General features: G+C 64.9%; 25 protein-coding genes, 1 tRNA gene and 1 other RNA gene. 6 read left to right on the top strand and 21 right to left on the bottom strand.

Annotated features, from left to right (window positions below; genetic code table 11):
- Nucleotides 1–5: 5 nt before the first annotated feature.
- The 6 genes from GVM20_RS02690 to rpsB form a co-directional block, all read right to left on the bottom strand.
- A complete protein-coding gene (locus GVM20_RS02690; RefSeq protein WP_166545745.1) occupies nucleotides 6–770 on the bottom strand; it encodes a phosphatidate cytidylyltransferase in 765 nt (254 codons plus the stop codon).
- On the bottom strand, nucleotides 757–1440 hold the full coding sequence (gene uppS / locus GVM20_RS02685) for a polyprenyl diphosphate synthase (protein ID WP_166545744.1): 684 nt from the start codon (nucleotides 1438–1440) through the stop codon (nucleotides 757–759). Before uppS ends, GVM20_RS02690 begins: the two co-directional genes overlap by 14 nt.
- 101 nt (nucleotides 1441–1541) lie before the next feature.
- Complete coding sequence (frr, locus tag GVM20_RS02680) at nucleotides 1542–2099, bottom strand: ribosome recycling factor (protein ID WP_166545743.1); 558 nt, start codon at nucleotides 2097–2099, stop codon at nucleotides 1542–1544.
- A gap of 23 nt (nucleotides 2100–2122) precedes the next feature.
- Nucleotides 2123–2842, bottom strand: a complete 720-nt coding sequence (gene pyrH, locus GVM20_RS02675; protein WP_160760660.1) for a UMP kinase — start codon at nucleotides 2840–2842, stop codon at nucleotides 2123–2125.
- Between the two features lie 151 nt (nucleotides 2843–2993).
- Complete coding sequence (gene tsf, locus GVM20_RS02670) at nucleotides 2994–3920, bottom strand: translation elongation factor Ts (protein WP_166545742.1); 927 nt, start codon at nucleotides 3918–3920, stop codon at nucleotides 2994–2996.
- A 133-nt stretch (nucleotides 3921–4053) separates the two neighbouring features.
- Nucleotides 4054–4848 carry a 30S ribosomal protein S2 gene (gene rpsB, locus GVM20_RS02665; RefSeq protein ID WP_166545741.1) on the bottom strand — a complete coding sequence of 265 codons (795 nt, stop codon included), beginning with the start codon at nucleotides 4846–4848 and terminating at the stop codon, nucleotides 4054–4056.
- A 287-nt stretch (nucleotides 4849–5135) separates the two neighbouring features.
- Here rpsB and GVM20_RS02660 point away from each other — a divergent pair, with 287 nt between their 5' ends.
- Nucleotides 5136–5393 (top strand): hypothetical protein, encoded by a 258-nt coding sequence (locus GVM20_RS02660; protein ID WP_166545740.1) that lies wholly within the window; start codon nucleotides 5136–5138, stop codon nucleotides 5391–5393.
- On the opposite strand, the gene pssA is transcribed toward GVM20_RS02660, so the two are convergent.
- The 4 genes from pssA to GVM20_RS02640 all read right to left on the bottom strand — a co-directional run bounded on the left by pssA (nucleotide 5329) and on the right by GVM20_RS02640 (nucleotide 9089).
- A complete protein-coding gene (pssA, locus tag GVM20_RS02655; protein WP_234031818.1) occupies nucleotides 5329–6156 on the bottom strand; it encodes a CDP-diacylglycerol--serine O-phosphatidyltransferase in 828 nt (275 codons plus the stop codon). The genes GVM20_RS02660 and pssA overlap by 65 nt on opposite strands.
- A gap of 62 nt (nucleotides 6157–6218) precedes the next feature.
- Nucleotides 6219–6971 (bottom strand): phosphatidylserine decarboxylase, encoded by a 753-nt coding sequence (locus GVM20_RS02650; RefSeq protein WP_166545739.1) that lies wholly within the window; start codon nucleotides 6969–6971, stop codon nucleotides 6219–6221.
- Between the two features lie 48 nt (nucleotides 6972–7019).
- Nucleotides 7020–8162, bottom strand: coding sequence for a beta-ketoacyl-ACP synthase III (locus GVM20_RS02645; protein WP_199799407.1), 1143 nt, complete (start codon nucleotides 8160–8162; stop codon nucleotides 7020–7022).
- 12 nt (nucleotides 8163–8174) lie between these two features.
- Nucleotides 8175–9089 (bottom strand): LysR family transcriptional regulator, encoded by a 915-nt coding sequence (locus GVM20_RS02640; RefSeq protein ID WP_166545738.1) that lies wholly within the window; start codon nucleotides 9087–9089, stop codon nucleotides 8175–8177.
- A 130-nt stretch (nucleotides 9090–9219) separates the two neighbouring features.
- Between GVM20_RS02640 and GVM20_RS02635 the strand changes: the two genes are divergently transcribed.
- Nucleotides 9220–10785, top strand: coding sequence for a proton-conducting transporter transmembrane domain-containing protein (locus GVM20_RS02635; RefSeq protein ID WP_166545737.1), 1566 nt, complete (start codon nucleotides 9220–9222; stop codon nucleotides 10783–10785).
- Nucleotides 10786–10816: 31 nt separating this feature from the next.
- Nucleotides 10817–13192 carry a YbcC family protein gene (locus tag GVM20_RS02630; protein ID WP_199799431.1) on the top strand — a complete coding sequence of 792 codons (2376 nt, stop codon included), beginning with the start codon at nucleotides 10817–10819 and terminating at the stop codon, nucleotides 13190–13192.
- Between the two features lie 97 nt (nucleotides 13193–13289).
- Here the strand turns inward: GVM20_RS02630 and GVM20_RS02625 are convergent.
- Nucleotides 13290–13375: transfer RNA gene (locus GVM20_RS02625), tRNA-Tyr, on the bottom strand.
- 171 nt (nucleotides 13376–13546) lie between these two features.
- Here GVM20_RS02625 and rlmB point away from each other — a divergent pair.
- Both rlmB and GVM20_RS02615 read left to right on the top strand, forming a co-directional pair.
- Entirely contained in the window at nucleotides 13547–14338 is a 792-nt protein-coding gene (rlmB, locus tag GVM20_RS02620) for a 23S rRNA (guanosine(2251)-2'-O)-methyltransferase RlmB (RefSeq protein ID WP_166545735.1), read from the top strand.
- A 25-nt stretch (nucleotides 14339–14363) separates the two neighbouring features.
- On the top strand, nucleotides 14364–15266 hold the full coding sequence (locus tag GVM20_RS02615) for a hypothetical protein (RefSeq protein ID WP_166545734.1): 903 nt from the start codon (nucleotides 14364–14366) through the stop codon (nucleotides 15264–15266).
- A gap of 93 nt (nucleotides 15267–15359) precedes the next feature.
- On the opposite strand, the gene GVM20_RS02610 is transcribed toward GVM20_RS02615, so the two are convergent.
- Together GVM20_RS02610 and lon are read right to left on the bottom strand one after the other, a co-directional pair.
- On the bottom strand, nucleotides 15360–15632 hold the full coding sequence (locus tag GVM20_RS02610; protein WP_166545733.1) for an HU family DNA-binding protein: 273 nt from the start codon (nucleotides 15630–15632) through the stop codon (nucleotides 15360–15362).
- 241 nt (nucleotides 15633–15873) lie between these two features.
- On the bottom strand, nucleotides 15874–18282 hold the full coding sequence (gene lon, locus GVM20_RS02605) for an endopeptidase La (RefSeq protein WP_166545732.1): 2409 nt from the start codon (nucleotides 18280–18282) through the stop codon (nucleotides 15874–15876).
- A gap of 158 nt (nucleotides 18283–18440) precedes the next feature.
- On the opposite strand from lon, the gene GVM20_RS02600 reads away from it, so the two are divergent.
- The gene (locus GVM20_RS02600) at nucleotides 18441–18899 is read left to right on the top strand and encodes a hypothetical protein (protein WP_166545731.1); all 459 of its coding nucleotides are present in this window, start codon (nucleotides 18441–18443) and stop codon (nucleotides 18897–18899) included.
- Between the two features lie 2 nt (nucleotides 18900–18901).
- On the opposite strand, the gene GVM20_RS02595 is transcribed toward GVM20_RS02600, so the two are convergent.
- From GVM20_RS02595 to GVM20_RS02560, 8 genes are all read right to left on the bottom strand, one after another.
- Nucleotides 18902–19213, bottom strand: coding sequence for a DUF1905 domain-containing protein (locus GVM20_RS02595; RefSeq protein ID WP_166545730.1), 312 nt, complete (start codon nucleotides 19211–19213; stop codon nucleotides 18902–18904).
- Nucleotides 19210–19359, bottom strand: coding sequence for a hypothetical protein (locus GVM20_RS02590; protein ID WP_166545729.1), 150 nt, complete (start codon nucleotides 19357–19359; stop codon nucleotides 19210–19212). The genes GVM20_RS02595 and GVM20_RS02590 overlap by 4 nt, the downstream gene beginning before the upstream one ends.
- Nucleotides 19360–19362: 3 nt before the next feature.
- Nucleotides 19363–19704 carry a YbaB/EbfC family nucleoid-associated protein gene (locus GVM20_RS02585; protein WP_160760646.1) on the bottom strand — a complete coding sequence of 114 codons (342 nt, stop codon included), beginning with the start codon at nucleotides 19702–19704 and terminating at the stop codon, nucleotides 19363–19365.
- A 13-nt stretch (nucleotides 19705–19717) separates the two neighbouring features.
- Nucleotides 19718–21520 carry a DNA polymerase III subunit gamma/tau gene (locus GVM20_RS02580; RefSeq protein ID WP_166545728.1) on the bottom strand — a complete coding sequence of 601 codons (1803 nt, stop codon included), beginning with the start codon at nucleotides 21518–21520 and terminating at the stop codon, nucleotides 19718–19720.
- A 59-nt stretch (nucleotides 21521–21579) separates the two neighbouring features.
- An RNA gene (ffs, locus tag GVM20_RS02575) (signal recognition particle sRNA small type) lies at nucleotides 21580–21674 on the bottom strand.
- Between the two features lie 138 nt (nucleotides 21675–21812).
- A complete protein-coding gene (locus GVM20_RS02570; protein ID WP_166545727.1) occupies nucleotides 21813–22091 on the bottom strand; it encodes an ETC complex I subunit in 279 nt (92 codons plus the stop codon).
- Between the two features lie 15 nt (nucleotides 22092–22106).
- A complete protein-coding gene (gene hrpB, locus GVM20_RS02565) occupies nucleotides 22107–24542 on the bottom strand; it encodes an ATP-dependent helicase HrpB (RefSeq protein WP_166545726.1) in 2436 nt (811 codons plus the stop codon).
- A 19-nt stretch (nucleotides 24543–24561) separates the two neighbouring features.
- Nucleotides 24562–25572: a polyprenyl synthetase family protein gene (locus GVM20_RS02560; protein ID WP_166545725.1), complete on the bottom strand. Its 1011-nt coding sequence runs from the start codon at nucleotides 25570–25572 to the stop codon at nucleotides 24562–24564.
- Nucleotides 25573–25595 lie beyond the last annotated feature (23 nt).

Below are 25595 nucleotides of genomic sequence, written 5' to 3'. Positions count from 1 at the left end.
CCCTATCATCCCAGCAAAGTGGTGGCCGTGGCAATCACAAACAGCACGAAGAACACTGCGACAAACCCGTCGAGGCGGTCAAACAAACCGCCATGTCCCGGAATGAGGCTGCCTGAATCCTTCACGCCCGCGCGCCGTTTCATCCAGCTTTCGAAGAAATCGCCGCTCTGCGCGATCACTGCGATCAGCAAGCCGCCGAACACCGCTCCGACAATGCTGAGCCAAGTGAAGCCCGGCACCGCCGCCGGCCCGATATCGGCAAGCTCGACCGCGATGCCCACCAACCCTGCCAACAGGGCCCCTCCGAAGAGTCCAGCCCACGTCTTGGCCGGGCTGATCCGCGGTGCGATCTTCGGCCCGCCAATGGCGCGCCCGGCGAAATAGGCCCCCACATCAACCGCGACAATCGGCAGCAGGAACACCAGCAACACCTCAAGCGGGCCGTAACCTCTGATCGGCGAGTCCGGGAACGCATGGGTAAGGCCATTGCGCACGATCTCCATCGCGAGCGCCGCTCCGCCGACATAGACCACACCGCCAAAGAACCACAGCGTCTCGCCCAGCCCGGCCAGCCGGAAGCGCCCGATCAGCTTGTTCCATTCCCACAGCACGCCGCAGGCGACGAGCGCCACGAAGGCCGTCCAGAACCACCCGCCCAGCCACAGCGCCCCGCCCGCCAGCACAAGCATGACGATGGCGGAGGCCAGCCGCACCGGCAAATCTGTCACGCCAGCCTTTGTGTCGCGCACGCGCGCCTCACCGTCCGCCATAACGCCGCTCCCTCCGGGCAAAGTCATCCAGTGCCGTGGTGAGATGCGCCGGTTCGAAGTCGGGCCACAGCGTATCCACAAACAGCATCTCGGCATAGGCGGCCTGCCACAGCAGGAAGTTCGACAGGCGGATTTCCCCACTGGTGCGGATCAGCAGATCAAGCGGCGGAAGATCGGCGGTGTCGAGATGCCCGGCGATGGTCTCGATTGTCACATCGCCCGCCGCGGCCGCCTTGGCCGCAGCACGCGCGATTTCGTGCTGGCCGCCATAATTGAGCGCCACCGCAAGCGTCTGCTTGCCATTCGCCGTCTGTGCCAGCGCGTCTTCCAGCATCGCGACAATATCGGGCGCGAGCGATTGCCAGTCGCCGATGATCTTGAGCTTGACGTTGTTGGCGACGAATTCGGGCAAGTCGGATTTGATGAACCGGCGCATCAGATTCATCAGATCATCGACCTCGTCCTCCGACCGTTTCCAGTTTTCCGAGGAGAACGCGTAAAGCGTCAGACACTCAAGCCCGGTCGGCTCAAGCGCGCGCACCAACCGGCGCACCGCCTCCACGCCGCGCTGATGACCAACCGCGCGAGGCAAGCCCCGTTTCTTGGCCCAGCGGCCATTGCCATCCATGATGATGGCGACATGTCTGGCGCGCGATTGGTCCAATACCATCCTCAACTGTCCGTTCGCCTCGAGCGAAGTCGAGAGGCCGTGCCCTGCGCCATGTGTCTCGACTGCGCTCGACACGAACGGGGGCGGGTCTCAGGAACGCCTTACTGCGTCAGGATTTCCTGTTCCTTCTTGGCGGCAGCCTCGTCGGTTTCCTTGACGTATTGATCGGTCAGCTTCTGGACCTGCTCTTCGGACCGCTTGCGGTCGTCTTCCGAGATTTCCTTCTTCTTCTCGTCGGTCTTCAGGCTTTCCATCGCGTCACGACGCACGTTGCGGATCGCGATCTTGGCCTTCTCGGCATACTGGCCCGCCAGCTTCGCGAGCTCCTTGCGGCGTTCCTGCGTCAGATCGGGGATCGGCAGACGCAGGGTCTGGCCGTCGATGATCGGGTTGAGGCCGAGGTTCGCGTGGGCGATGCCCTTTTCGACGGGGGTCATGTTCAACTTGTCCCACACCTGTACGCTCAGCATCCGCGGCTCGGGCGCCGAGACGGTCGCGACTTGCGAGAGCGGCATCATTGAGCCATAGACTTCGACCACGACCGGATCGAGCAGGCTGGTGTTGGCGCGGCCGGTGCGCAGGCCTTGCAGATCGCTCTTCAACGCTTCCACAGCGCCCTTCATCCGGCGCTCAACATCGGCCTTGTCATATTGCGGCATGGCTGGGGTTTCCTTCGGTTGTCTTAGCTGTCTTGAACAATGGTCTGCACGCCCTCACCCGCGAGCACGCGGGCCAGGTTGCCTTTCTCGCGGATCGAGAAGACCACAATCGGGATCTTGTTGTCACGGCACAAGGCCACCGCCGAGGCGTCCATCACCTTGAGATTATCGGCCAGCACCCGGTCATAGGTCACGGTATCGAACCGCACGGCATCGGGGTTATGCTTGGGATCACTGTCGTAAACGCCATCGACGCTGGTGCCCTTGAGCAGCGCATCGCATTTCATTTCCGCCGCACGCAAGGCGGCGCCGCTGTCGGTCGTGAAATAGGGCGCGCCGACTCCGGCAGCAAAGATCACGACCCGGCCCTTTTCCAGATGGCGTTCGGCGCGGCGGCGGATCACCGGCTCGCACACCTTGTCCATCTCGATCGCGGACTGCACGCGGGTCTGGACACCGAGTTGCTCGAGCGCGTTCTGCATCGCGAGCGCGTTCATCACGGTCGCGAGCATGCCCATGTAATCGGCCTGAGCCCGGTCCATCCCCTTGGCCGCGCCTGCCATCCCCCGGAAGATATTGCCGCCGCCGATCACGAGGCAGATTTCGAGCCCGGTTTCCTTGGCCGCTTTCACCTCTGCCGCCAGTTCAGCGACAAAGGCAGGGTCGATCCCGAACTGTTGGCTGCCCATCAGCACTTCGCCTGACAGTTTCAGGAGGACGCGCTTGATCGGGGGAAGAGACATGGGGATGCGGGGCTCCGGGCAGGAATCTGAGTGGGGGCACTTAACCGGCAATCCGCCGTTGCGCAAAGGGTAAGGTAACGCCGCGCGCGCTCAAACAAACGGCCGCCGCAGCATCCGCTGCGACGGCCGTCCGTTGATTGTTGGCGAAAGATCAGCCCTTGAGCGTGGCTGCCACTTCCGCTGCGAAATCGACTTCTTCCTTCTCGATGCCTTCACCGAGCTGGAAGCGGGCATAGTCCTTGAGCACGATCGGGGTGCCCGCGGCCTTGCCGGCCTGCGCGACGAGATCGGCGATGACGGTCTTGTTGTCCATCACGAAGATCTGGCTGAGCAGGGCGTTTTCCTTGGCGAACTTCTTCACCGCGCCATCGACCATCTTGGCCTGCACGTCTTCGGGCTTGCCGGTTTCGGCAGCCTTTTCGGCAGCGATCTTGCGCTCGCGCTCGATCACTTCAGCATCAAGCCCGTCAGCGTCGAGCGCCATCGGGAAAGCGGCGGCTGCATGCATGGCCAGCTGCTTGCCGAGCGGTTCGAGCACGTCGGCGCCCGCTTCGCTTTCCAGACCGATCAGCACGCCAATCTTGCCGAGGCCTTCGGCAGCGGCGGTGTGCATGTACGAAATGACCGCGCCCTTCTCGACCGAGACGGTCTTGATGCGGCGGATCTGCTGGTTTTCACCGATGGTGGCGACGTTGTCGGTCAGCTTCTCGGAGACGGTGCCGCCTTCGGGGTAGGCAGCGGCCTTGAGCGCCTCGACATCATCATTGCCGAGTTCGAGCGCAACAGCCGTCACGTTGCGGACAAAGCTCTGGAACTGGTCGTTCTTGGCGACGAAGTCGGTTTCCGAGTTCACTTCGACAGCCACGCCCTTGGTGCCCGAAACGGCGACGCCGACGAGACCTTCAGCCGCAGTGCGGCTCGACTTCTTCTGAGCGGTGGCGAGGCCCTTGGCGCGCAGTGCGTCAACCGCGGCTTCGATGTCGCCGCCGGCTTCGGTCAGCGCCTTCTTGGCGTCCATCATGCCAGCGCCAGTGCGCTCGCGCAGCTTCTTCACGTCAGCGACGGAAAAATCAGCCATGAGAAATTCCTTTTCGTGTGTTGTTCGGGCGCCCGGCCCTGCCGTCTCCAGATGGAGGGCAATGCCGGGCGCGCTAGAGTGGGAATGTGACGCGGACGCGACGGTCGATGTCGCCGCTGCCGCGTGAAGAAAATCAGGCTTCGGTTTCTTCCGCAGCCGGCTCATCAGCGACCACGACCTGCGCGGGTGCTTCAGCCGGGGGTTCAGCCATTGCGCCGAAATCGCTCGACACGTCCTGCTGGAACTTGCCCTTGCCGGCGAGCGCCGCTTCACCGATCGCCTGGCAGTACAGACGCACTGCACGGCTCGCATCGTCGTTGCCCGGAACCGGGAAAGCGATGCCCGACGGATCGACGTTGGTGTCGAGGATGCCGATCACCGGAATGCCGAGAACGTTGGCTTCCTTGATCGCGAGATCTTCCTTGTTGGCGTCGATCACGAACATCACGTCCGGGATGCCGCCCATGTCGCGGATGCCGCCCAGCGAAGCTTCCAGCTTCTCACGCTCACGGGTTAGCTGGAGAACTTCCTTCTTGGTGAAGCCCGACACATCGCCCGACAGCATTTCTTCCAGTGCCTTCAGGCGTCGGATCGAACCCGAGATCGTCTTCCAGTTGGTGAGCATCCCGCCCAGCCAGCGGTGGTTGACGAAATGCTGGCCCGACATACGCGCGGCTTCAGCGATCGGCTCCTGCGCCTGACGCTTGGTGCCGACGAACAGCACCTTGCCGCCCGAACGCACGGTCGATTCGACGAAATCAAGCGCGCGCGCAAACAGCGGCACGGACTGCGACAGGTCGATGATGTGAACACCGTTACGCGCGCCGAAAATGTACGGCTTCATGCGCGGGTTCCAGCGGTGGGTCTGGTGGCCGAAGTGAGCGCCGGCCTCAATCAATTGCTGCATCGTGACGACAGGTGCCGCCATAAGTAATTCCTTTCCGGTTGTTCCTCTGGAAGACTGGAACCGTGATGCGGAGCTCCCGCAAACGGCACCGGTATGTGCGCCTTCCATGTGAATTTGCTTGCAGCGAAGGGCGTATGCCTTGGCTCAAGCGAGCGCGCCCTTAACCGTGTCGCGACCGGAAATCCAGACATGAATGCACGCGCTTACGAAAAATCGTCTCAGGGTCGGTGCGAAAGGCGCTTGACAGGCCGGAACATGTGGGGAACAAGGTTGGAGAACAAAGAACGAACAATTCAGGGGAACCCGCCATGCTTGCTCTTGCCATTTCTGCTCTGTTCACGCTGACCGGTTTCGTTGCTGTGGCTACAATCGCGCACAGCCTGATCGGCGCGTACGCGGCCTATGCGCAACTGATGCGGGAAGGTGAAGTGATGCGGGCAGGATTTGCGCTTCAGGCTGCGGCGGTTGACATGCAACTGCGCGCCGCTCGTCGTCAGGACGTCACGCCGCGTCGGCGCTCGGCTCCGCTGCGGAGGCTGCCGCATCAAATTTGCGCCGCTGCTTGATCCGCCCGTACTTCACTAGGCCGTAAGGCATCAGCGCAAGATAGGCGATACAGATCGCCGCTAGCGTCCACCACGGCTCCAACAACAATGCGGCAAACGCCAGCCCCGTAAAGGCGATCAACGGCAAGCGGATCGAACGGCGCGGCCGGATCGAGGCCCAGCTCAAGGTTGCCATGTTCGAGATCATCAAGATAGCGATTACCGCCAGCCAGAGAGTCATCAGCACGGGATCGCGGAACACGGCAATGCCGGTTTCGTGCCACAGGTAGAACGGGGTGAAGGCCAGCCCTGCCCCGACCGGAGCAGGCACGCCGGTGAGGAATCCGGCAGACTTGTGCGGCTGATCGTCCAGATCGATCCGGGCGTTGAACCGCGCGAGCCTCAGCGCACAGCAGATCGCAAAGGCGAGCGCCGCAAACCAGCCAAAGCGCGGCCAGTCCTGCAAGGACCAAAGGAACAGGATCAGCGCTGGCGCAACGCCAAAGGAAATCGAATCCGCCAGACTGTCGAGCTCCGCACCGAAACGCGACTGCGCGTTGAGCAGCCGCGCGATGCGCCCGTCGATCCCGTCGAGCACACCGGCCAGGACCACGAGGCCAATCGCATAAGTCCACTGCGCATCAATTGCGAAGCGGATGCCAGTCAGCCCCGAGCACAGTGCTGCTGCCGTGATCGCGTTGGGCAGCATGGCCCGCAAGGTCAGCCCGCCGGCACCCGGACTGCGCACATCTTCGTCCTCGTCCTCGGCGGCCTTGGGGCCCAGCCGTGCCGGGAAGAACCGCGCGCCCGGAATCTTGCGCGGGCCGCGCTTGCGGGGCGGTTGGCTCACTGCGAAATTCCCTCGATCAACCCGCGCTGGCCGATCTCGGCAATGACGGTTTCGCCGGCAATGGTGGTCTGGCCGATCATGACCTTGGGATCGGTCCCGGCCGGAAGATAGATATCAACGCGGCTACCGAAGCGGATCAGGCCGACACGCTGGCCCTTGGCGACCATGTCACCCGGCTTGACGAACGGCACGATCCGCCGCGCCACCAACCCGGCAATCTGCGTGAAGCCGATCTTCAGCCCATCACTCCGTTCGATCAGGATATGCTGGCGTTCGTTTTCCTCGCTCGCCTTGTCGAGTTCGGCGTTCATGAACTTGCCGGGGATATAGACCACCCGCCGTACCGTCCCGCCCACAGGTGTACGGTTGATGTGAACATCGAACACGCTCATGAAGATCGACACCCGCGTCACAGTGCCGTTGGGCAGGCCCGCAAAGCCCGAGCCGTCGTCGATCTGCAATTCGAGCGGTGGTTCGACCTCCTCGATCAGCGTGACGATCCCGTCAGCCGGAGCGATGATCGCAGCCTCACCCTGCGGGACCACCCGTTCGGGGTCGCGGAAGAAGGCGAACACGCCGAAACTGAGCAGCAGCAGCGGCCAGCCGATCAGCTCCCAATCGAGCGCGAGCAAGAAGAACAGGCTCACCGCCAATGCGATCAACCCGAATTTGCGACCTTCCGGATGGATCGCGGGCCAATCCCAGCCCGCCTCGCCGCGACCTTTGTTATCGAGAATTTCGCCTGCCATCGGAGGGCTTCTAGGGAGTGCAGCGCGTGGCCGCAAGCAACTCGGCCCTCAGCTCACCTTGCGTACGAACACCGTGCCCGCAGAATAGCCGGCGCCGAAGCTGCAAATGAGGCCGGTATCGCCAGCCACGAGATCGTCGCTATGCTGGTGGAAGGCGATGATCGAACCCGCGCTCGAGGTGTTGCCATAGGTGTCGAGCACCGTCGGGCTCTCGTCCTCATTCGCCTCGTGACCCAGCACCTTGGTCGAGATCAGCCGGTTCATGCCCGCATTGGCCTGATGCAGCCACAGGCGGCGCAGACCTTCGGGATCGATCCCCAGCCGCGCAGCTTCATCAAGGATCATCTGCGCCACCATCGGCACGACTTCCCGAAATACCTTGCGGCCCTCTTGGACGAACAGCTTGTCGGCGGTGTCCGCAGTTTCAGGCGCAGCGCGGTTAAGGAAACCGAAATTGTTGCGGATGTTGTTGGAGAACACCGTTTTCAGCTTGGTGCCAAGGATAGCCCAGTGCTCTGTCGGCGCAATGGCGGCATCTTCGACCAGCACGGCTGTGGCGACATCGCCGAAGATGAAGTGGCTATCGCGGTCGCGCCAGTTGAGGTGGCCGGAGGTGATTTCCGGGCTGACCACCAGCACGGACCGCGCATTGCCTGCGCGGATATAGTCAGCGGCGGTCTGAATGCCGAAGGTCGCCGAAGAGCAGGCGACATTCATGTCGAAGCCGAAGCCTTCGATCCCCAGCGCCTGCTGGATCTCGATCGCCATCGCCGGATAGGGGCGCTGCATGTTCGAGGCCGCGCACAGCACCGCATCGACATCCTCAGGCTTGCGGCCAGCGCGCTCCAGCGCCTGCCGCGCCGCGGCCACGCCGATTTCGGCCATGAACGACAGCTCGTCATTGCCTCGTTCGGGCAGGCGCGGGCACATGATCGCAGGATCAAGGATCGGCGCCTTGCTCATCACATGGCGCGATTTGATCCCGCTCGCCTTCTCGATGAACTCGACCGACGAATAGGCGAGCGGCTCAGCATCCGGATTGGCCTCGTTGTGGCGATCCACAAAGGCGTTGAAGCTGGCGACCAGTTCTTCGTTGGAGATGCTGTCGGCGGGCGTGAACAGGCCGGTGGCCGAGATGACCGGGCGGCCGGTGAGGGGAGCTTGCATTTCCTGCATGGGACTTTCTTGCATGGGGCGCACGCCTTACTGCCCCCCCTCTCCTGCCGCAAGCCCTGCCGCCTGCGCCTCCGGTTCGAGCACATCGCGCAACAGCGGATTGGGAAAGGTCCGCGCGATGGTGACGGCGTAGAATTCCTCGGTGATCTCGGGCAACTGAAACAGCTCGTAAAGCGTACCAGCGGCCAATTCATCACGCACCACGATGGGCGGAATTACTGCGACGCCGACATCATTGCGGGCCAGAAGCCGGATCATCGCCATGTCGTCCGCCTCGGCGGCGACGCGCGGAACGATGCCAAGCCCTTCGATCATCGCATCGAACCCGGCCCGCAGCGCAGTCTCGGGCGTGGGCAGGATCAGCGGCGCGGTGGTGAGCAGGCGACTGAGGCCCTGCGCCGCCATGGCCAAGCGCGATCGTGTGCCAACCAGGCTGACCGGCTGCTCCGCCAAGCGCCGCACCAGATAGGGGCTCGCCGCATCGCGGGCGGGCACCTGATTGGTGAGCAGCACGTCAATCGTCAGCGCGTCGAGCGCGCGCAGCAGGCTCGCTTGCGTGCCTGACCGCAAAACCACTTCAACATCGTCGCGCCCGATCAGTGGTTGGAGAAAGCCCATCTGGAAATTGCGCGATAAGGTCGCCAGCGCGCCGATCCGCAGAACCTTCCGTTGTCCACCGACTGCGCGGAACGTGGCGGTGAGCTGTTCGGAGGCGCGGAAGATCTGCTCGGCATAATCCAGCGCGATCCGCCCTGCCTCGGTCAGCACCAGATTGCGGCCGCGCCGCTCGAACAGATCATGGCCGAGATCCGCCTCCAGCGCCTTGATCTGTGTGGAAACCGCGCTTTGCGAGATATTGAGCGCGCGGGCCGCCGCGGTCAGCGTGCCTTCGCGCGCGGTTGCGCGGAAGAGTCGCAGGTGGTGAAGGTTGAGCGTCGCCATGGTACCAATTTCGCATAATCGTTCGATTGAGACGAACGTTTGACGACAAAATATGTATTTTCTTTAATTTCGTCCACCCCCTATCCGGCAAAGCGTTCCTGAAGCCCTCTTTTCCTGCCGGAGCGCTGCCATGTCTGACGCCATCGCCCTCACGCTGTTTGCCCCGCTGGCGCTTGTGCCAGTGATCCTGTTTGCGCTCGCCCGTCCCGGTAAGCGTCCCGGCAGCCTGCCGCGCTGGTCGGAAGGCGCGGCACTAGCCGCTTTTGGGCTGGCGCTCGCAGGCCTTGTCCAGACCGCCTTGTTCTCCTCCCCGGGTTTTGCGCTGCTGGATGGCCCCTTCGCTCTTGCGCTCCGCAGCGACCTTGTCAGTGCGAGCGTCGCCACGCTGGTCGGCTTCATCGGCTGGATCGTGATGCGCTACAGTCGCGCCTATCTCGACGGAGAAGCGCGCGAGGGTGCGTTCCATGCGCTGATGCTGACCACGCTTGCCGCGGTTCTGGTGTTCGTGCAGGCGGGCACCCTGCCCACCATGATCCTTGCCGCCATCGCGGTCGGCCTGACCCTCAAGCGCCTGCTGCTGTTCTACCCCGACCGGCCCGAAGCTCAGCGCGCGGCGACCAAGTTTGGCGCCGTGTGGCACACGGGTGACGTGATGCTGGTGATCGCTGCGGGGCTGCTGTTCGCCCGTTTCGGGACGCTCGATCTGGCCGCGCTGCCTGCCGCCGCGGCTACCACCGGGCTTGGGCTTGCCGGAACGCTGGGCGTTGCAGCCATCGTCGCCGCCGCCGCGCTCAAGACTGCCGCCTTCCCGCTCCACGGCTGGCTTACCGAGGTGATGGAGGCCCCCACCCCCGTCTCCGCGCTGCTCCACGCCGGGATCATCAATTCGGGCGGCGTGCTGCTGATCACGGCCGCCCCGCTGGTGCAGGCGAGCACCGGCGCGATGGCCGCGCTCGTCCTGATCGGCGGGCTGACCGCCCTGTTCGGTGCAGCCGTCATGCTGACTCAGAGCGCGATCAAGACCGCGCTCGCCTGGTCGACGATCTCGCAGATGGGCTTCATGCTGCTGCAATGCGGGCTCGGCCTGTGGACGCTGGCGCTGCTGCACATCATCGCCCACTCGCTTTACAAAGCGCACGCCTTCCTTTCCTCCGGCGGCGCGGTGGCCGAGGTAGCCAATATCCGCCGCCCCGGCCCGGTCGCAGTGCCGAGCGTTGCAGCGGTGCTCAAGAGCTTCGCCTTGGCGCTCGCCATCTTCGCCGCGATCGCCGGGGCCTTCACCGCCGTGTTTGGACCGAAGTCCCCGCAGGCGCTGGCGCTGGGCGCGATCCTGATCTTCGGGGTGGCTTACCTCGTCGCACAGGGCCTTGCCGACCGCGCGCCGGTCGCCCTGACCAAGCGCACCGCCGGTGCCGCGCTTGCTGCCGCCATTGGTTACTTCAGCTTCCAGACCCTGGCCCAAGCCATCTGGGGCCCGATCCTGCCGACCCCGCCGATGCCGGGCGAGCTGGAATGGGCGATGCTGGTGATCGCGGTGGCGAGCTTCGGCCTTGTCGCCTTTGCGCAGGCCCTGTTCCCCCTGTGGGCGCACCACCCCGCGACGGCCGGTCTGCGCGTCCACCTTGCCAATGGCCTCTACCTCAACGCCCTGCTGGACCGCGCAATCGGCGGCTTCCGCACGACAACCACCCGCTGATGAACGCACCAACGGAGACAATGCCATGCTGATGAACCACGCTGACATCGCCCCGGCCCGCTTTTCCGCGGTGCTCGAAGCCGCCGAGGCTGCCGGCCGCGCCATTCCGCCTGCCTTCCCGCTGGATGCGACCGTGGCGGTAAACCCCTTCCTCGGGCAGACCGGAGAAGACCTCGCCAGCACCGCCGCGCGCCTTGCCCGCGTCGCCGGGGTGCGCGTCACCTGTACCGGCGCCGAATATGCCGCCGCCATCAAGGATGGCCGGATCAGCGCCGATAACCTTGCCGAGGCGCTCGCCGCCTCGCCCTCGCCTCTGAAGCCTGCGACTGTCACCGCCTTGCGCGAAATGGCCGTGACGCTGGGTGATGGCCCTGCGCCGCGTGCCCTGCCCACTGTGGCTGATCTCGCTGCCGAGGCGACCGGGATCGATTGGCCCGCCCTGATCGACAAGTGCATCGGCCTGTGGGCGGCAGGGCACTTCGACCGCGGCCAAGCCCTGTGGTCACCCGCGCCCGGTGCCGAAGCCTTCACGGCCTGGCGCGGCTGGGCGCTGCATGACCTCACGCCGGAAATCGCCGGGCTGGACGGCTTCTGCGCCCATGTCGCCTGCGCGCCCGACACCACCGAGCGTGCGATCCTCTCCGCAGCCGAGACGCTCGGCCTGTCTGACGCGGCCGCGCCGACCGCATTCCACCGCTTGGCCATGAGCCTTGGCGGCTGGGCGCAGCATGCGCGCTGGCTGCTCTGGCAGGCGGAACTGGTCGGCGATACCGACCGCACGCTGATGGACCTGCTCGCAATCCGCCTGATCTGGGACGAGGCGCTGCTGCTGCGCACACCGCAGATCGCCGATCGCTGGGCTGCAACCGTCGCGGCGCACGCGGTGCCGATCACCGCGACCGCCGAGGACGTGGCGCTGGCAATCCTGCAAGACGCGGCCGATCGCGGTCATCAGCGCCGTCTTGCCGCCGCGCTCGACGGTGCGGCCCCGCAAGGCGAGCGGCCCTTCCTGCAAGCCGCCTTCTGCATCGACGTGCGTTCTGAAGTCTTCCGCCGCGCGCTCGAATCGGTCGATCATTCCATCGCAACCATCGGTTTTGCCGGGTTTTTCGGCCTGCCTCTGGCGCACCATGCGCATGGTTCGGACATACTCGAAGCGCGCCTGCCGGTGCTGCTCAACCCCGCAGTCAACACCACGAGCGCGGGCGATCCGGCCAAGGATCAGGCCTCCCGCATCAATGCCCGCAGCCAGCGCGCATGGGGCCGGTTCCGGCAGGCGGCGGTGTCTTCCTTCGCCTTTGTCGAGGCGATGGGTCCGGTCTATGCGGTGAAGCTGGTGAAGTCGGCGCTCGGCCTTGGCAACACCGCCAAGTCCGAGCCTGCCCCCGAAGTCATCGGCGGCATGAGCGCCGCAGCCAAGGCCGATACCGGCGCGGCGGTGCTCAAGGCGATGAGCCTGACGCAAGGCCACGGCGCGGTTGTGCTGCTGCTCGGCCACGGCGGCAACACCACCAACAACCCGCATGAAAGCGCCTACCACTGCGGGGCCTGCGGCGGGTACACCGGCGAAGTCTCCGCGCGGCTGCTCGCGATCCTGCTCAACGATCCCGAAACCCGCGCGGGATTGGCCGAACGGGGCGTGGATGTTCGGGCGGACACCCTGTTCGTGGCGGGTCTGCACGATACCACCACCGATGACATCACCATCTACGAAGATGGCCTCCCCGCCGCGCGCAGCGGCGATCTTGCCAGAGTGCGCAAATGGCTGGCGCAGGCCGCCAAGGTTGCGCGGGCCGAACGCGCGGTGCGCCTACCCGGCGCGCGCGGGAACACCATCGCCGCCCGCGCGCAGAACTGGGCCGAAATCCGCCCGGAATGGGGCCTTGCCGGATGCGCCGCCTTTATCGCCGCCCCGCGCGAGGCAACCGCTGGTCGCGACCTTGGCGGGCGCGCGTTCCTGCATTCCTACGACTGGCAGGCGGACGCAGGCTTCGGCACGCTGGAACTGATCATCACCGCCCCGGTGGTGGTGGCGAGCTGGATCAGCCTCCAGTATTACGGCTCCAGCGTCGCGCCTGAAATTTTCGGCGGCGGTAACAAGCTGATCCACAATGTGGTTGGCGGGATCGGCGTGATCGAAGGCAATGGCGGCAAGCTTCGCGCTGGTCTGCCCTGGCAGGCGGTGCATGACGGCGAGCACCTCGCGCATGAACCCCTGCGCCTTTCGGTCATGATCGAGGCCCCGCGCGAGGAAATGCTCAAGATTCTCGAAAAGCACGCGAGCGTCCGGGCGCTGTTCGATAATGGCTGGCTGCACCTCTTCGCCCTGAAAGACGGCAAGGTCGACGCGCGCTATCTGCCGGGCCTCAAGTGGGCCGATCAACAACCGGAAATGCTCGCCGCCTGAGCGCAGACGAGCAAACCGGCGAGCCATCAGGCGACGCACCGGCTTTTGCTGATGGGGAATGGACCAAACGTGTTCGGTCAGGTCAAAACGGAGGAAGTGGTGGACAGGGCTGGATTCGAACCAGCGTACGCTTGCGCGGGCAGATTTACAGTCTGCTGCCTTTAACCACTCGGCCACCTGTCCACACAGTCCCCTGCCATGAGGGGGGCGCTCCTGAGCGGGTCACGCTCTGAAATTGCGCGAGTCCGTTGCCGGGCCCGCCGCCGAGAGGCGCCCCTTTGGCGAAGCACTGCTTGCCTGTCAATGCCCCTGCTGGCAGGGGGTGCCTTTGAAAAGCCTCAGGCGGGAAACAACATGAGCAAAGGTGAAAAGAAGCGCGCCCTGCGGGGCCGTGCGGGGCGTATGAAGGGCGGGCGCGGCTCGGGTCGTGGCAGTGCGGGACAGGTGCGCCTCTGGGGCCGCCATGCGGTCGAGGCCGCGCTCAAGAACCCTGATCGCCAGCACCGCAAGCTGTGGGCCACGCCGGAAGGTCTCGAAAGCCTCGACGGCGAATTGCCCGCAGGTTTCCCGGTCGAACATGCCCAGGCGGCCGATCTCGCCCGCCTGGTCGCCAAGGACGCGCCGCATCAAGGGCTGGTGCTGGAATGCGCCGCATTGGAAGACGTGTTCCTCGACGAGGTGGCAGATGGCGAAGCGGCCCGGCCCATCGTGGTGCTCGATCAGGTGACCGATCCGCACAATGTCGGCGCGATCCTGCGCTCGGCGGCGGCCTTCGGGGCCGCGGCGATCGTGACGCAGGACCGCCATGCGCCTTCCGAAGGCGGCGTGCTGGCCAAGGCGGCATCGGGCGCGCTGGAGACTGTGCCGTGGGTGCGGGTGGTCAACCTCGCCCGCGCCTTGGAGGAATTGGCCGAGGCCGGGTATTGGCGCATCGGGCTGGCAGGCGAAGCCGAGGCGGTGCTCGCCGATGTCATGCCCACCGGGCCGCTGGCGATTGTGCTCGGCGCGGAGGGCGAAGGCCTGCGCCAGAACATCGCCGCTCATTGTGACGTGTTGGCGAAGCTGCCGATCACCTCGGCCATCGAGAGCCTCAATGTCTCGAACGCGGCGGCGATTGCGCTTTATGCGGTGGCCACGCGCAGCTAGAAGCAGGGTCAGGGAGGGAATTGCCATGACCATGTTTTCGACCATCCGCCTGCGCGCCGCTGCGGTGCTGGCTGTCTTTGCGTTCGTCCTGAGCGGCTGCTTCATGACGCCTGGCAAGTTCACGTCCGAACTCGCGATCACCGGGCCGGACAGCTTCACCTTCAGCTACGAAGGCGAAATCTTCTTCCTCGGCCTGTCCAAGCTGGCGCAGATGGACGCGGCGAACACTGACAATTTCACCGCCAATTGCTTCGACGATGAAACCTACGAGAGCCGCGATTGCACCCCTGAAGAAGAGGCGATCCAGCGCGAAGAGTGGGAAGCGGGCGCAGCAGAGCGGGCGGAACAGGCCAAGAAGCAGGCCCAGCAGATGGCCGCGATCATGGGCGGGATCGATCCGTCCGACCCCAAGGCCGCCGACGAACTCGTCAAGCTGCTCCAGCGCCAGAAGGGCTGGGAGCGAGTGGTTCACAAGGGCGACGGGGTGTTCGACGTCAGCTACCGCGTGTCGGGCACGATGGGCCACGATTTCACCTTCCCGATGATCGAGGGCTTTCCGCAGACCAATCCCTTCGTGCAGGTATTCCTGCGCAAGGGAGGTCAGGTGCGGATCAATGCGCCGGGCTTCGCCGCGCAAAGCACGGATAGCGCCGGGCTTGGCACGGTTCTGGGTGCAGGCTCCTTCGCCGGGCTGGCTGCCATGGGCGCTGCGGAGCAGTCGCGTGAAGCCGGGCAGGACCCGGCGGCCATGCCCGGTGTGCCGGTGATGGACGGGACCTTCACGGTCCGCGCCGCGGCCGGAATGCGAATCCTCGCCAACAACACCGACGAAGGCCCTGTGACTGAGGCCGGCGGTGAGGCGCTGATCTGGCCTATCAACCAGCGCACCGCGCAGGCCCCGACCGCATTGATCGCCGCGGCTCCCTGACGGGCGCGCGCGGCTAAGAAAAACCCCGCCGGCCGCGAGGCTGACGGGGTTTTTTCTTGCCCTTGAAAAAGGATCAGTCTGGCTGGCTCTCGGTCAGTTGACCGCGTCCTTCAGCCCCTTGCCCGCCTTGAACTTGGGCTGATTGGAAGCCTTGATCTTCATCGGCTCGCCAGTACGCGGGTTGCGCCCGGTGGACGCCTTGCGCTTGGCAACCGAGAAGGTGCCGAAGCCCACCAACCGCACTTCGTCCCCGCCCGAAAGCGCCTTGGTAATTGCGTCGAACACGCTTTCGACGGCGTTCGAGGCATCGCTCTTGGACAGACCGCTCGCGTTGGCAACTTCGCCGATCAGGTCGTTCTTGTTCATATGGGAACCCCCTAGCTGCTGGATATCGATTATCGGTGTGAATCGCGCACGTAAGAAACGGCGAGACTGAGACGTTTTTTGATAGGCTGTCAAAGGCAAATAGCCCGATCACCGTCACCAGGCAAAAAGCCAAAGCAGTTTATGCGCCCAACATAGGTTGGGCGCTCGTTAGCCTGATGAATACCGTCGCAGGAATTGTGCAAACCTGCCGCGATTCACGACAGGTGCGAATCCCCACGACTCAATGCGCGGTCGGCACCTCTGGGGTTGCCGGACCTGTTCCCGAAGCGGGATTGACTGGCTGACTAGCCAGATCATCCGCTTCAGTCCATTCGATCGCCACCAGCGGCTCGGTCAGCGCACGGGCCAGCACCTCATCAACATGAGACACCGGCACGATCTCCAGCCCCGCCTTGGCGTTCGCCGGGATTTCGGCGAGGTCCTTGACGTTCTCCTCGGGGATAAGGACGGTCGTGATCCCGCCGCGCAGCGCCGCGAGCAGCTTTTCCTTCAGGCCGCCGATCGGCAGCACCCGCCCGCGCAGTGTGACCTCGCCCGTCATCGCCACATCAGGGCGCACCGGGATACCGGTAAGGGTCGAGACGATCGAGGTGACCATGCCGATCCCGGCGCTCGGCCCGTCCTTGGGCACTGCGCCTTCGGGCAGGTGGATGTGGATGTTCTTGCGGTTGATCAGGCTCGGCTTGATGCCATAGGCTGGCGCGCGGGCCTTCACGAAGCTGAAGGCGGCCGAGACGCTTTCGTTCATCACCTGGCCGAGCTTGCCGGTGGTCTTGACCTCGCCCTTGCCCGGCGTGGTGACGCTTTCGATGGTGAGCAATTCGCCCCCCACCGAAGTCCATGCCAGACCCGTCACAGCGCCAACCTGCGCCTCTTCCTCCGAAACGCCGTGCTTGAACTTGCGCACGCCGGAGAAGTCGCCGAGGTTTTCGGGCGTGATGGTGACGCTGGTGGCTTTCTTTTCGAGGATTTGCCGCAGGCTCTTGCGGCACAGCTTGGCAATCTCCCGCTCCAGCGTGCGCACGCCTGCTTCACGAGTGTAGTAGCGGATCAGATCGCGCAGGGCCTCTTCTTCAAGGGTGAATTCACCCTTCTTCAGACCATGCGCCTCCACCTGCTTTTGAACCAGATGGCGCTGCGCGATCTCGACCTTTTCGTCCTCGGTATAGCCTTCCAGCCGGATGATCTCCATCCGGTCAAGCAGCGGCTGCGGCAGGTTGAGGCTGTTCGCGGTGCACACGAACATGATGTCGCTGAGGTCGAGATCGAGCTCCAGATAGTGGTCCTGGAACTTGGCGTTCTGTTCGGGATCAAGCACTTCCAGCAGCGCGGACGCCGGATCACCGCGGAAATCCTGACCCAGCTTGTCAATCTCGTCGAGCAGGAACAGCGGGTTCGACGTGCCAGCCTTCTTGAGATTGGCCACGATCTTGCCCGGCATCGAGCCGATATAGGTGCGCCGGTGGCCGCGGATCTCGGCCTCGTCACGCACGCCGCCGAGCGACTGGCGCACGAATTCGCGGCCCGTTGCCTTGGCGATCGACTTGCCGAGGCTGGTCTTGCCGACGCCCGGAGGGCCGACGAGGCACAGGATCGGCCCCTTCAGCTTGTTGGTGCGGGCCTGCACCGCGAGATACTCGACGATCCGGTCCTTGACCTTCTCCAGCGCATAGTGATCGGCATCAAGCACGGCCTGCGCCTGCGCAATGTCGCGTTTCAGCTTCGACTTCTTGCCCCACGGCAGACCGAGAAGCACGTCGAGATAGTTGCGGATCACCGTCGCCTCGGCGCTCATCGGCTGCATGCCGCGCAGCTTCTTCAGCTCGCTGAGCGCCTTGGCCTTGGCTTCCTTGGACAGCTTGGTCTTTTCGATCTTCTCGGTCAGTTCGGCGATTTCATTGCCTTCGCCATCATCGCCGCCACCCAGTTCGCTCTGGATCGCCTTCAGCTGCTCGTTGAGGTAATATTCGCGCTGGGTCTTTTCCATCTGGCGCTTCACGCGCCCACGGATGCGGCGCTCGACCTGCAACACCGACAGCTCGCCTTCCATGAAGGCCATGACGAGTTCGAGCCGCTTCAGGGGATTGCCCTCGGTCAGCAGCGCCTGCTTGTCCGAAACCTTGGCGCTGATTGCAGCGGCGATGGTATCGGCCAGCTGCCCGGCATCGTCGACCTCGGAAAGATCAATCGCGGCGTCATCGCCGAGCTTCTTGTTGAGCTTCACATATTCGCCGAACTGCTCGGTCACCTGCCGCATCAGCGCTGTGACTTCGCTGCCCGAAACGGTCTCAGGGCCCAGTTCATCGACTTCGGCCAAGAGGTATGTGCCGACGTTTTCGAGCGCAGAGAGCCGCGCACGCGCCTTGCCTTCGACCAGCACGCGCACCGTGCCATCGGGCAGCTTCAGGAGCTGAAGCACCTGCGCAATCACACCGACGTCGTAAAGGTCGTCACCCTCGGGATCGTCACAGCCCGGATCAAGCTGAGCGAGGAGGACAATGTCCTTCGACGCCTCCATCGCCGCTTCCAGCGCTGCCACCGACTTGTCGCGCCCGACGAACAGGGGAACGACCATGCCGGGGAAAACGACGATGTCGCGCAAGGGAAGGAGAGGGAAAGTCTGGGTCATTTGTCTATTTCCGCGGCGGCCGTTTGGACCTGCCTTCCGGGCGAATATGGGTAGCGGTCAGGCGGGCCGCAATCCCTTTTGCGCAAGAGCTGTGGAACATGAAGCATGGCGTTAACCGCCCGCCGCTATCCTGCGCGTCAGAGCGAATGAGGCAGGCGATGAAACCGATTGCTTGGATTGTTGCTGGCCTTGCCTTGTCCTGGCTGGCCAAGGTGGTTGAGGGCATGGGCGATCTGTCAGCCCAGGCATCCGAACGCCTGCCGCTGTATATCCCGGCGCTGCTGGTTTTGGCGGCAGGACAATATTGCATGTACCGCGGTTTTCGCAGCGGGATTGCGGCGGTGTGGTCGGGGGCATTCGACCGGCGGCAGAGCAAAGCCTCGTCCAACGCGCGGCCCGCTCAGCGTTTGGCCAGCGACCAAGGCGAGGTGACCAGCGATTTTGATGCTGATGCCGTAATCGCGCGCTATCTCGAAAGTCGGCAGGCCACCGCCCCGGCCTCGCCCGAGGATGCCCCGCAGCAGGCAGCCCGCCTGCCCGCTGCACCATCATCTGCTCGACGCCCAGCCAAAGCTCAGGCCCCGGCACGGCCCGGCTTTGGTCGTCGGATTGTGTAGGATCAGCGCTGGCGAATTGCGATCATGGCTGTGACCCGGTCGCCTAGGCCCACCCCTTCAACGCGCTGCACCGCGACCTTCACGGGCAGAAAATAGGTCTCGCCGCGCGGAAACAGTGAGGTGTTGAAGTCGGTATCGCCAATCCGCGCGGTGGCGGGGAGACAACCCCAGCCATAGCTCGCCTCGCGCGCGGCATAGCGCAGGTCCGCAACGTGCTCGTCAGGGACCGGCACGAACAGAAACGGCGCCGGGCCCCGCCATTCGACGATGGTGCCAGTAAAGGTGATCTGGGCGAGGATGTCGTCCCCACTCATGCAGCCCCGCTATTCGGAACTTCATCGCCCCGGATCGGCAGATACAGGATCAGCGACGAGAGTGCCGTCTCAACAGCGATCGCCAATCCGACCAGCCCCGCGCGATGCGCGAGGCTCAGCTTCATCGCGAAGTCGTGTCGGATCATCCCTTACCCCAAGCCGGGCAGGTTGAACCCCGGCGGCAGGCCCATCGAACCCTGCATTTCGCGCATTTGCTGATCGGAAACCCGGTCTGCCCGGTCGCGCGCGTCGTTGAAGGCGGCGGTGACGAGGTCTTCAAGGATCTGCTTGTCGTCCGGCACCATCAGGCTGTCATCGATGCTGACACCGAGAATCCGGCCCTTGGCGCTTGCGCGGACCTTCACGAGGCCACCGCCTGCGGTGCCTTCGACCTCAATCGAGTCCAGCTTCACCTGCATCTCGTTCATCTGTTTCTGAATGGTCTCTGCGGCCTGCTGGGCCGCGGCCATCATCTCTTCCATCGATTTCATTGCGGGGGACTCCTCAATTCCAGGGGGGATTGCCAGCGCCGGTGGCGACTTTGGCGGGGGTAATCAGTTCGGCATCGGGAAAGGCCTCGAACGCGGCCTTGACCAGCGGATCGGACCGGATGCGCGCATCCTCGGCAGCCGCGTCGGCCTCGGCGACTTCGCGCAAGCTCGGCTGCGCGGCCCCTGTGCCGCGTTCGATCAGCCAGCGCTTGCCGGTGACCTTGAACAGCGCCTCGCGGATGTCGGGCGCGGGATCGTCGGGGAAATTGTCGGCCTGCTGATAGACCAGCCGTTCGCCAGCGAGTTCGATCACCCGCACCCGGTCGCGCATCATCTGGGCAACGCGGAGCTGGCCTGCGGCATCGACCGCCTCGACCAGCGCGGCCCAATCCTGCACGGGCGAGGCTGCGACAGGTGCGGCAGCGGGCGCGGCACCCTCAGCAGCGGCGGGGGAAGAAGCGGCAAACCCGATGGCTGCAATCTCCTCGATCCGCCGCGCGAGCTTGCCGGGATCGGGCATCTGCGCCGCGTGGAGGATGCGCAGGAGCGCCATCTGGAGCGAAACGAGCGGATCGGGCGCGGTGCGCACTTCGTCATGCCCCTTGAGCAGCAATTGCCACAGCCGGTGCAATTCACCCGCACCCAGCCTTGCCGCGAAGTCGGCGAGCGCGGCGCGCTCTTCCTCGGCTGGCGCATCGGGTTCGCCGCCCGAAACCTGCGCCAGCGTCACGCGGTGCGTCAGGTCCATCAACGCGCGGATCAAGGCCAGCGGCTCAACGCCGAGCGCATATTGCTCATCAACGGCCGCCAGCAAACTCTTGGCATCGCCTGACAAAATATGGCCCAGCACGCGGCGCTGCGCGCTCTTGTCCGCGAGGCCAAGCATGTCGCGCACCCGGCTGCCGCTGACTTGGCCCTCGCCATCAAGGTCCGCGTGAGCGATCGCCTGATCGAGAATGGAAAGCCCGTCACGCACCGATCCTTCGGCGGCGGCGGCGATGATGCTGAGCGCCTCGGCTTCGGCCTCGACCCCCTCCAACCGGCACACCTTGGCGAAGTGCTCCGCCAGCATGGGCGCGGGGATACGGCGCAGATCGAACCGCTGGGTGCGGCTCAGCACCGTGACCGGCAGCTTGTCGACTTCGGTGGTGGCAAACAGGAACTTCACATGCGGAGGTGGTTCCTCAAGTGTCTTTAGCAAAGCATTGAAAGCATTGCGAGACAACATGTGAACTTCGTCGATGATATAGATCTTGTAGCGCGCCGATACGGCGGCGTAGCGCACCTGCTCAATGATCTCGCGCACGTCGTCGACGCCGGTATTGGAAGCCGCGTCCATCTCGATCACGTCGATATGGCGCCCCTCGGCGATGGCCGTGCAGGCCTCGCACACCCCGCATGGATCAATGGTCGGCCCGCCCTGCCCGTCCGGCCCGACGCAGTTCAATGCCTTGGCGATCAGCCGCGCGGTCGAGGTCTTGCCGACCCCGCGCACGCCGGTCATCAGGAAGGCATGGGCGAGCCGGTCGCGCGCGATGGCATTGGCGAGGGTTCGCACCATCGCTTCCTGCCCGATCAATTCCGAGAAAGTCTGCGGGCGGTATTTGCGCGCCAGCACGCGGTACGGCTGCGCGGCGGCAACGGGCGAAGAGGCTGGGGCCGAAACAGGCAGGACCGGTTCTGGCGCGGGCGTGGACGGTACTGGCGATGGCGGCGCAAGATCACCGAACAAGGCATTCTGCCCAGCCGCCTCCAGCTCCGCTGCGGTCGGGCCGGTGTCAGTGTCCTCAGGCAGATCGGGATCGGAATCGGTCATGCGGACAAGCTAGGCGTTCAAACCCGCTTTGTCATGGTGCGCATCGCCGCGATCGGGGTGAAAAAGGAGCCGAGCGACCCGCCGCAATCCACCTGAGCTGCTTCCTTCCGGACCTGACTCGGTGAGCGGACGCAAACGTCCACCCGACTCCCACGCGAGCATATGGCGCGGGTCGAACAGAAAATCAACTAAGCGAAAAAATCGGCCCGCAGGGCCGCAAGGGCAAACGCCCGCCGCGGCTTATGCCGCGTAGCCAAGGCGGGCGGACGCCCGCCGCCCGGCGCTTGAGGGCCTAACGAAAGTTATCAGCGTAGGCTTGCAGCTTGAGCCGCTTGGGCGGGGTCGCATGGACGCGGGCGGCGATGCCGTACTTTTCGGCATAGGCCTTTGCCGCATCCTTCGAGGGGAAGGTCAGGTTCACCTGCGACTGCGTGTCGGCGCTACCGGTCCAACCCATCAGGGGATCGGCGAAGCGCGCTTCGGATTGCTCGAACTCCAGCACCCACTCATCGGTGTGGGCTTTGCCGAACTGCATCGCGTGCTTGGTCTTCTGATAGATACGTGCACTCATGCTCAGCCCCTTAGATCACGAATCGCTGCGGTTGAAGGCGTTTTTGGTCTTGAGGCTCGGCTTTTCCAACCATGGCTCATCCGGCCAGCGGTGCTTGGGATAGCGGCCCTTCATGTCCTTGACCACATCGCGCCAACTGCCACGCCAGAAACCGGGCAGATCGCGGGTCGACTGGACGGGACGGCCGCCGGGACTGGTCAGTTTGAGCAGCAAGGGCGTGCGACCGATCATCGGCTGCACATCCAGCCCGAACAGCGCTTGCACCCGCACCTCGACACTGGGCGCATCATCGCCCGCATAGTCGATGGCGTGCCGCGAATCGGCGGGCGAGGTGAAATGCGTCGGCGCGGCGCTTTCGAGCTGCTGGCGCGTGTTCCAGTCGAGCAGGCCCAGCGCGGCCTCGGCGAAGCGATGGGGGGGCAATTCAAGGTCGCGCCGCCCGGTGATCAGCGGTGCCAGCCATTCCGTCGCCCGGTCGCGCAGGGCCTCGCGCGAGAGCGCCTTGACCCCGGCAAAGCGCGCGCGGGCGAGGAAGCCTTGGGGCAGCATGTCCTCCAGCCGCTCCACAGCCTTGCCCACAAGGATATCCACAAGCAGTCCCGGATCGGGCGCGGGCTCGGGGACGCTCGCCAGCACGATGGCCCCAAGTCGCCGCTCGCGCCGCGCCTCGACTCGATCTTTGTCACTATTCCAGCGGGTTGTGATTCGTTCCTGCAATTCACTGGCAAATAACGCAGCAATCCGGTCGGCTGCGATTTCCGCTCCAGCGGTAATCCGAGCGCCCTTGGCCTGCCCCTGCGCATCGCCGATCACGATCCACTCGGCGCGGGCCAACGGCGAGGCGGGGTCGAGCTGGTAGCCCCTGCCCCCGGCACTGAGCCAGTTCTCGCCGGACTGGTCGCGCCGCCGCGCGACGAAATCGGGGCGCGCGAGTGCGAGCGCTTCGGCGGCGTCGGCCGCAGAACTATCCCCGATCACCTGCGCCAGCTTCGCCGCCTGCCGCGCCCAGCCCTCCGCAATCCGCGCTGCCGCCACGCTGCGCGGTGCCCGGTCGCCGCGCCAGCGCGTGAGGCGTTGCAGGAGGTCTTCGCCCCGCCCCCCAAGACCGCGTTCCTGCAACAGCATGATAAGCCGCGCCGCATCCTCGCCGCAGCCCGCGCTCGCTCCGTGGAGCACGGCAGCGGCCTGATCGGGCGCCATCGGCAGGCTGGCAATCGCTTCTCCCAGCGGCGTGATCCGCCCGCCGGTATCCAGTGCGCCCAAGGCCTCCAGCGCCCCGCGCGCCGTAGCGACAGAAGCCTCGGGCGGCGGATCGAGCCACGGCAGCGCTTGCGGATTGGCAGTCCCCCACTTGGCCAGCCGCAGCAGCAAAGGGGCGAGGTCAGCCTGCATGATTTCAGCCGGTGCGAATTCCGGACGGCCAGCATGGCCAGCCTCTTCCCACAGTCGATAGGCCACACCCGGCCCTTGCCGCGCCGCCCGCCCGGCCCGCTGCGCTGCCGAAGCTTGACTGGCCCGGCGGGTGATGAGGTGAGTGGAGCCTGCTGCGCGGTCGAACTCGGCCAGCCGCGCGAGGCCCGAGTCCACGACCACGCTTACCCCGTCCAGCGTCAGCGAGGTCTCGGCAATCGCGGTGGCGAGCACGATCCGGCGACGGCCTTCGGAATCGCGACGGATCGCAGCGCGCTGGGCGGCGGGTTCGATCTGGCCGTGGAGCGCATGGATCGGCACGTCCTTCAGTCGCGGCTCCAACCGTTCGCGGACCCGCTCGATCTCGCGCACGCCGGGGAGGAAGGCGAGGATGTCGCCCGTTTCCTCGCGCCATGCAGTGAGCACAGCTGCGGCCATCCGGTCTTCAATCTTTTGCGAAGCATCGCCGCCAAGCCATTTTATTGCCAGCGGAAAACTGCGCCCTTCGCTTTCGATGATTGCCGCACCTTCGCCCAGCAACCGGCCAAACCGCGCACCATCAATCGTCGCCGACATCACCAGCACGCGCAGGTCGTCGCGCAGCACGGCGCGGGTTTCGAGCGCCAGTGCGAGGCTAAGATCGCTGTCGAGCGCGCGTTCGTGCGCCTCGTCGAATAGCAGGGCCGAGACGCCGGAAAGCTCGGGATCGTCGACCAGCCGGTTCACCAGGATCGCTTCAGTGACCACAAGGATTCGGGTCTTGGCAGAAACCTTGCTGTCGAGCCGGGTCAAATAGCCGACGGTCTCGCCGGGCTTTTCGCCCAGCATCTCAGCCATGCGCTCGGCCGCAGCGCGAGCGGCGACGCGGCGGGGCGAGGTGAGGATGATCTGGCCGGTGCACCACGGCTGGCTCAGCAAATCGGGAGCAACCGCGGTGGTCTTGCCCGCCCCCGGCGGCGCGATCAGTACGGCGGCACCCTCGCCCGCCAGCGCGGCGCGGATCTGCGGCAGGACGGCGTGGATGGGCAGGTCGGGGATCATGCCCCGCCCGTTACCCCGATCAATGCCCGCGCGCGACCGCGAATTGCGCCGCTTCGGCCATCGCCTGACGGGCCTTGCCATCAGGGAAGATCGAGATTGCGTCGATCGCCCGGTGCGCGAAGTGACGGGCGCGTTCGCGGGTGTCTTCCAAGGCGTTGTGCTTGCCGATCAGGGCAATCGCATGGGCGAGATCGTCGTCCGAGGTGCGATGCCCGATGATCGCGTCCTTCCAGAACTTGCGCTCTTCCTCGTTCCCGCGGGCATAGGCGAGGATCACGGGCAGGGTCATCTTGCCCTCGCGAAAATCGTCACCCTGATCCTTGCCCATTTCCGCAGCGTCGGAATCGTAGTCGATCGCATCGTCGACCAGCTGGAAGGCAACGCCAAGATTGCGGCCATAGCTTTCCAGCGCGCGTTCCTGTTCTTCCGAACATTCCGCCACCACGGCGCTGATCTGGCTGGCGGCGGCGAACAGCGCGGCTGTCTTGGCGCCGATGATGTGGAGGTATTGCTCCTCGCTGGTGGCGATCTGGCGCTGGGCGGAAAGCTGCGAGACTTCCCCTTCCGCGATCACCGCGCTGGCGCGGGCGAGGATCGAGAGGACGCGCAAGGACCCATCCTCGGTCATCAGTTCGAAAGCGCGGCTGAACAGGAAGTCGCCGACCAGCACGGTCGCCGGATTGCCGAAGATGATATTGGCCGCTGCCTTTCCGCGCCGGAGCTCGCTGCCGTCCACGACATCATCGTGCAGCAGCGTGGCGGTGTGGATGAACTCAACCGCAGCGGCGAGCTTGTAGTGGCGTGTGCCCTTGTAGCCGACCAGTTCTGCGCCCGCGAGCGTCAGCATCGGTCGCAGCCGCTTGCCCCCGCCCGAGATCAGGTGGCCAGCCAGCCGCGGGATCAGCGGGATCTCGCTCTGCATCCGTTCAAGAATCACCGCGTTGACGGAGTTCATGCCCGCAGCCGTCAGCGACAGCATCGGATCGAGTGTCGGCGCCTTGCGCGGCAGGGGAATGATATCGGCACTCATGCTGCCTGCGGCTCTAGGGCGGC

The sequence above is a fragment of the Porphyrobacter sp. SLTP genome, assembly GCF_009905735.1.
Classification (GTDB): Bacteria; Pseudomonadota; Alphaproteobacteria; order Sphingomonadales; family Sphingomonadaceae; genus Erythrobacter.
This window is presented reverse-complemented; position numbering and strand designations above follow the sequence as displayed.

Bases quoted from the DNA above. Each gene is read 5' to 3' on its own strand.
- GVM20_RS02560 (WP_166545725.1), bottom strand. From the start codon at position 25,572: ATGAGTGCCGATATCATTCCCCTGCCGCGCAAGGCGCCGACACTCGAT.
- rpsB (WP_166545741.1), bottom strand. From the start codon at position 4,848: ATGGCGGCACCTGTCGTCACGATGCAGCAATTGATTGAGGCCGGCGCT.
- uppS (WP_166545744.1), bottom strand. From the start codon at position 1,440: ATGGTATTGGACCAATCGCGCGCCAGACATGTCGCCATCATCATGGAT.
- tsf (WP_166545742.1), bottom strand. From the start codon at position 3,920: ATGGCTGATTTTTCCGTCGCTGACGTGAAGAAGCTGCGCGAGCGCACT.
- GVM20_RS02660 (WP_166545740.1), top strand. From the start codon at position 5,136: ATGCTTGCTCTTGCCATTTCTGCTCTGTTCACGCTGACCGGTTTCGTT.
- GVM20_RS02580 (WP_166545728.1), bottom strand. From the start codon at position 21,520: ATGACCGATTCCGATCCCGATCTGCCTGAGGACACTGACACCGGCCCG.
- GVM20_RS02690 (WP_166545745.1), bottom strand. From the start codon at position 770: ATGGCGGACGGTGAGGCGCGCGTGCGCGACACAAAGGCTGGCGTGACA.
- GVM20_RS02595 (WP_166545730.1), bottom strand. From the start codon at position 19,213: ATGAGTGGGGACGACATCCTCGCCCAGATCACCTTTACTGGCACCATC.
- lon (WP_166545732.1), bottom strand. From the start codon at position 18,282: ATGACCCAGACTTTCCCTCTCCTTCCCTTGCGCGACATCGTCGTTTTC.
- GVM20_RS02645 (WP_199799407.1), bottom strand. From the start codon at position 8,162: ATGCAAGAAAGTCCCATGCAGGAAATGCAAGCTCCCCTCACCGGCCGC.
- GVM20_RS02570 (WP_166545727.1), bottom strand. From the start codon at position 22,091: ATGAGTGCACGTATCTATCAGAAGACCAAGCACGCGATGCAGTTCGGC.
- rlmB (WP_166545735.1), top strand. From the start codon at position 13,547: ATGAGCAAAGGTGAAAAGAAGCGCGCCCTGCGGGGCCGTGCGGGGCGT.
- GVM20_RS02610 (WP_166545733.1), bottom strand. From the start codon at position 15,632: ATGAACAAGAACGACCTGATCGGCGAAGTTGCCAACGCGAGCGGTCTG.
- GVM20_RS02590 (WP_166545729.1), bottom strand. From the start codon at position 19,359: ATGATCCGACACGACTTCGCGATGAAGCTGAGCCTCGCGCATCGCGCG.
- GVM20_RS02635 (WP_166545737.1), top strand. From the start codon at position 9,220: ATGTCTGACGCCATCGCCCTCACGCTGTTTGCCCCGCTGGCGCTTGTG.
- hrpB (WP_166545726.1), bottom strand. From the start codon at position 24,542: ATGATCCCCGACCTGCCCATCCACGCCGTCCTGCCGCAGATCCGCGCC.
- GVM20_RS02615 (WP_166545734.1), top strand. From the start codon at position 14,364: ATGACCATGTTTTCGACCATCCGCCTGCGCGCCGCTGCGGTGCTGGCT.
- pyrH (WP_160760660.1), bottom strand. From the start codon at position 2,842: ATGTCTCTTCCCCCGATCAAGCGCGTCCTCCTGAAACTGTCAGGCGAA.
- GVM20_RS02630 (WP_199799431.1), top strand. From the start codon at position 10,817: ATGAACCACGCTGACATCGCCCCGGCCCGCTTTTCCGCGGTGCTCGAA.
- frr (WP_166545743.1), bottom strand. From the start codon at position 2,099: ATGCCGCAATATGACAAGGCCGATGTTGAGCGCCGGATGAAGGGCGCT.
- GVM20_RS02640 (WP_166545738.1), bottom strand. From the start codon at position 9,089: ATGGCGACGCTCAACCTTCACCACCTGCGACTCTTCCGCGCAACCGCG.
- GVM20_RS02585 (WP_160760646.1), bottom strand. From the start codon at position 19,704: ATGAAATCGATGGAAGAGATGATGGCCGCGGCCCAGCAGGCCGCAGAG.
- GVM20_RS02600 (WP_166545731.1), top strand. From the start codon at position 18,441: ATGAAACCGATTGCTTGGATTGTTGCTGGCCTTGCCTTGTCCTGGCTG.
- GVM20_RS02650 (WP_166545739.1), bottom strand. From the start codon at position 6,971: ATGGCAGGCGAAATTCTCGATAACAAAGGTCGCGGCGAGGCGGGCTGG.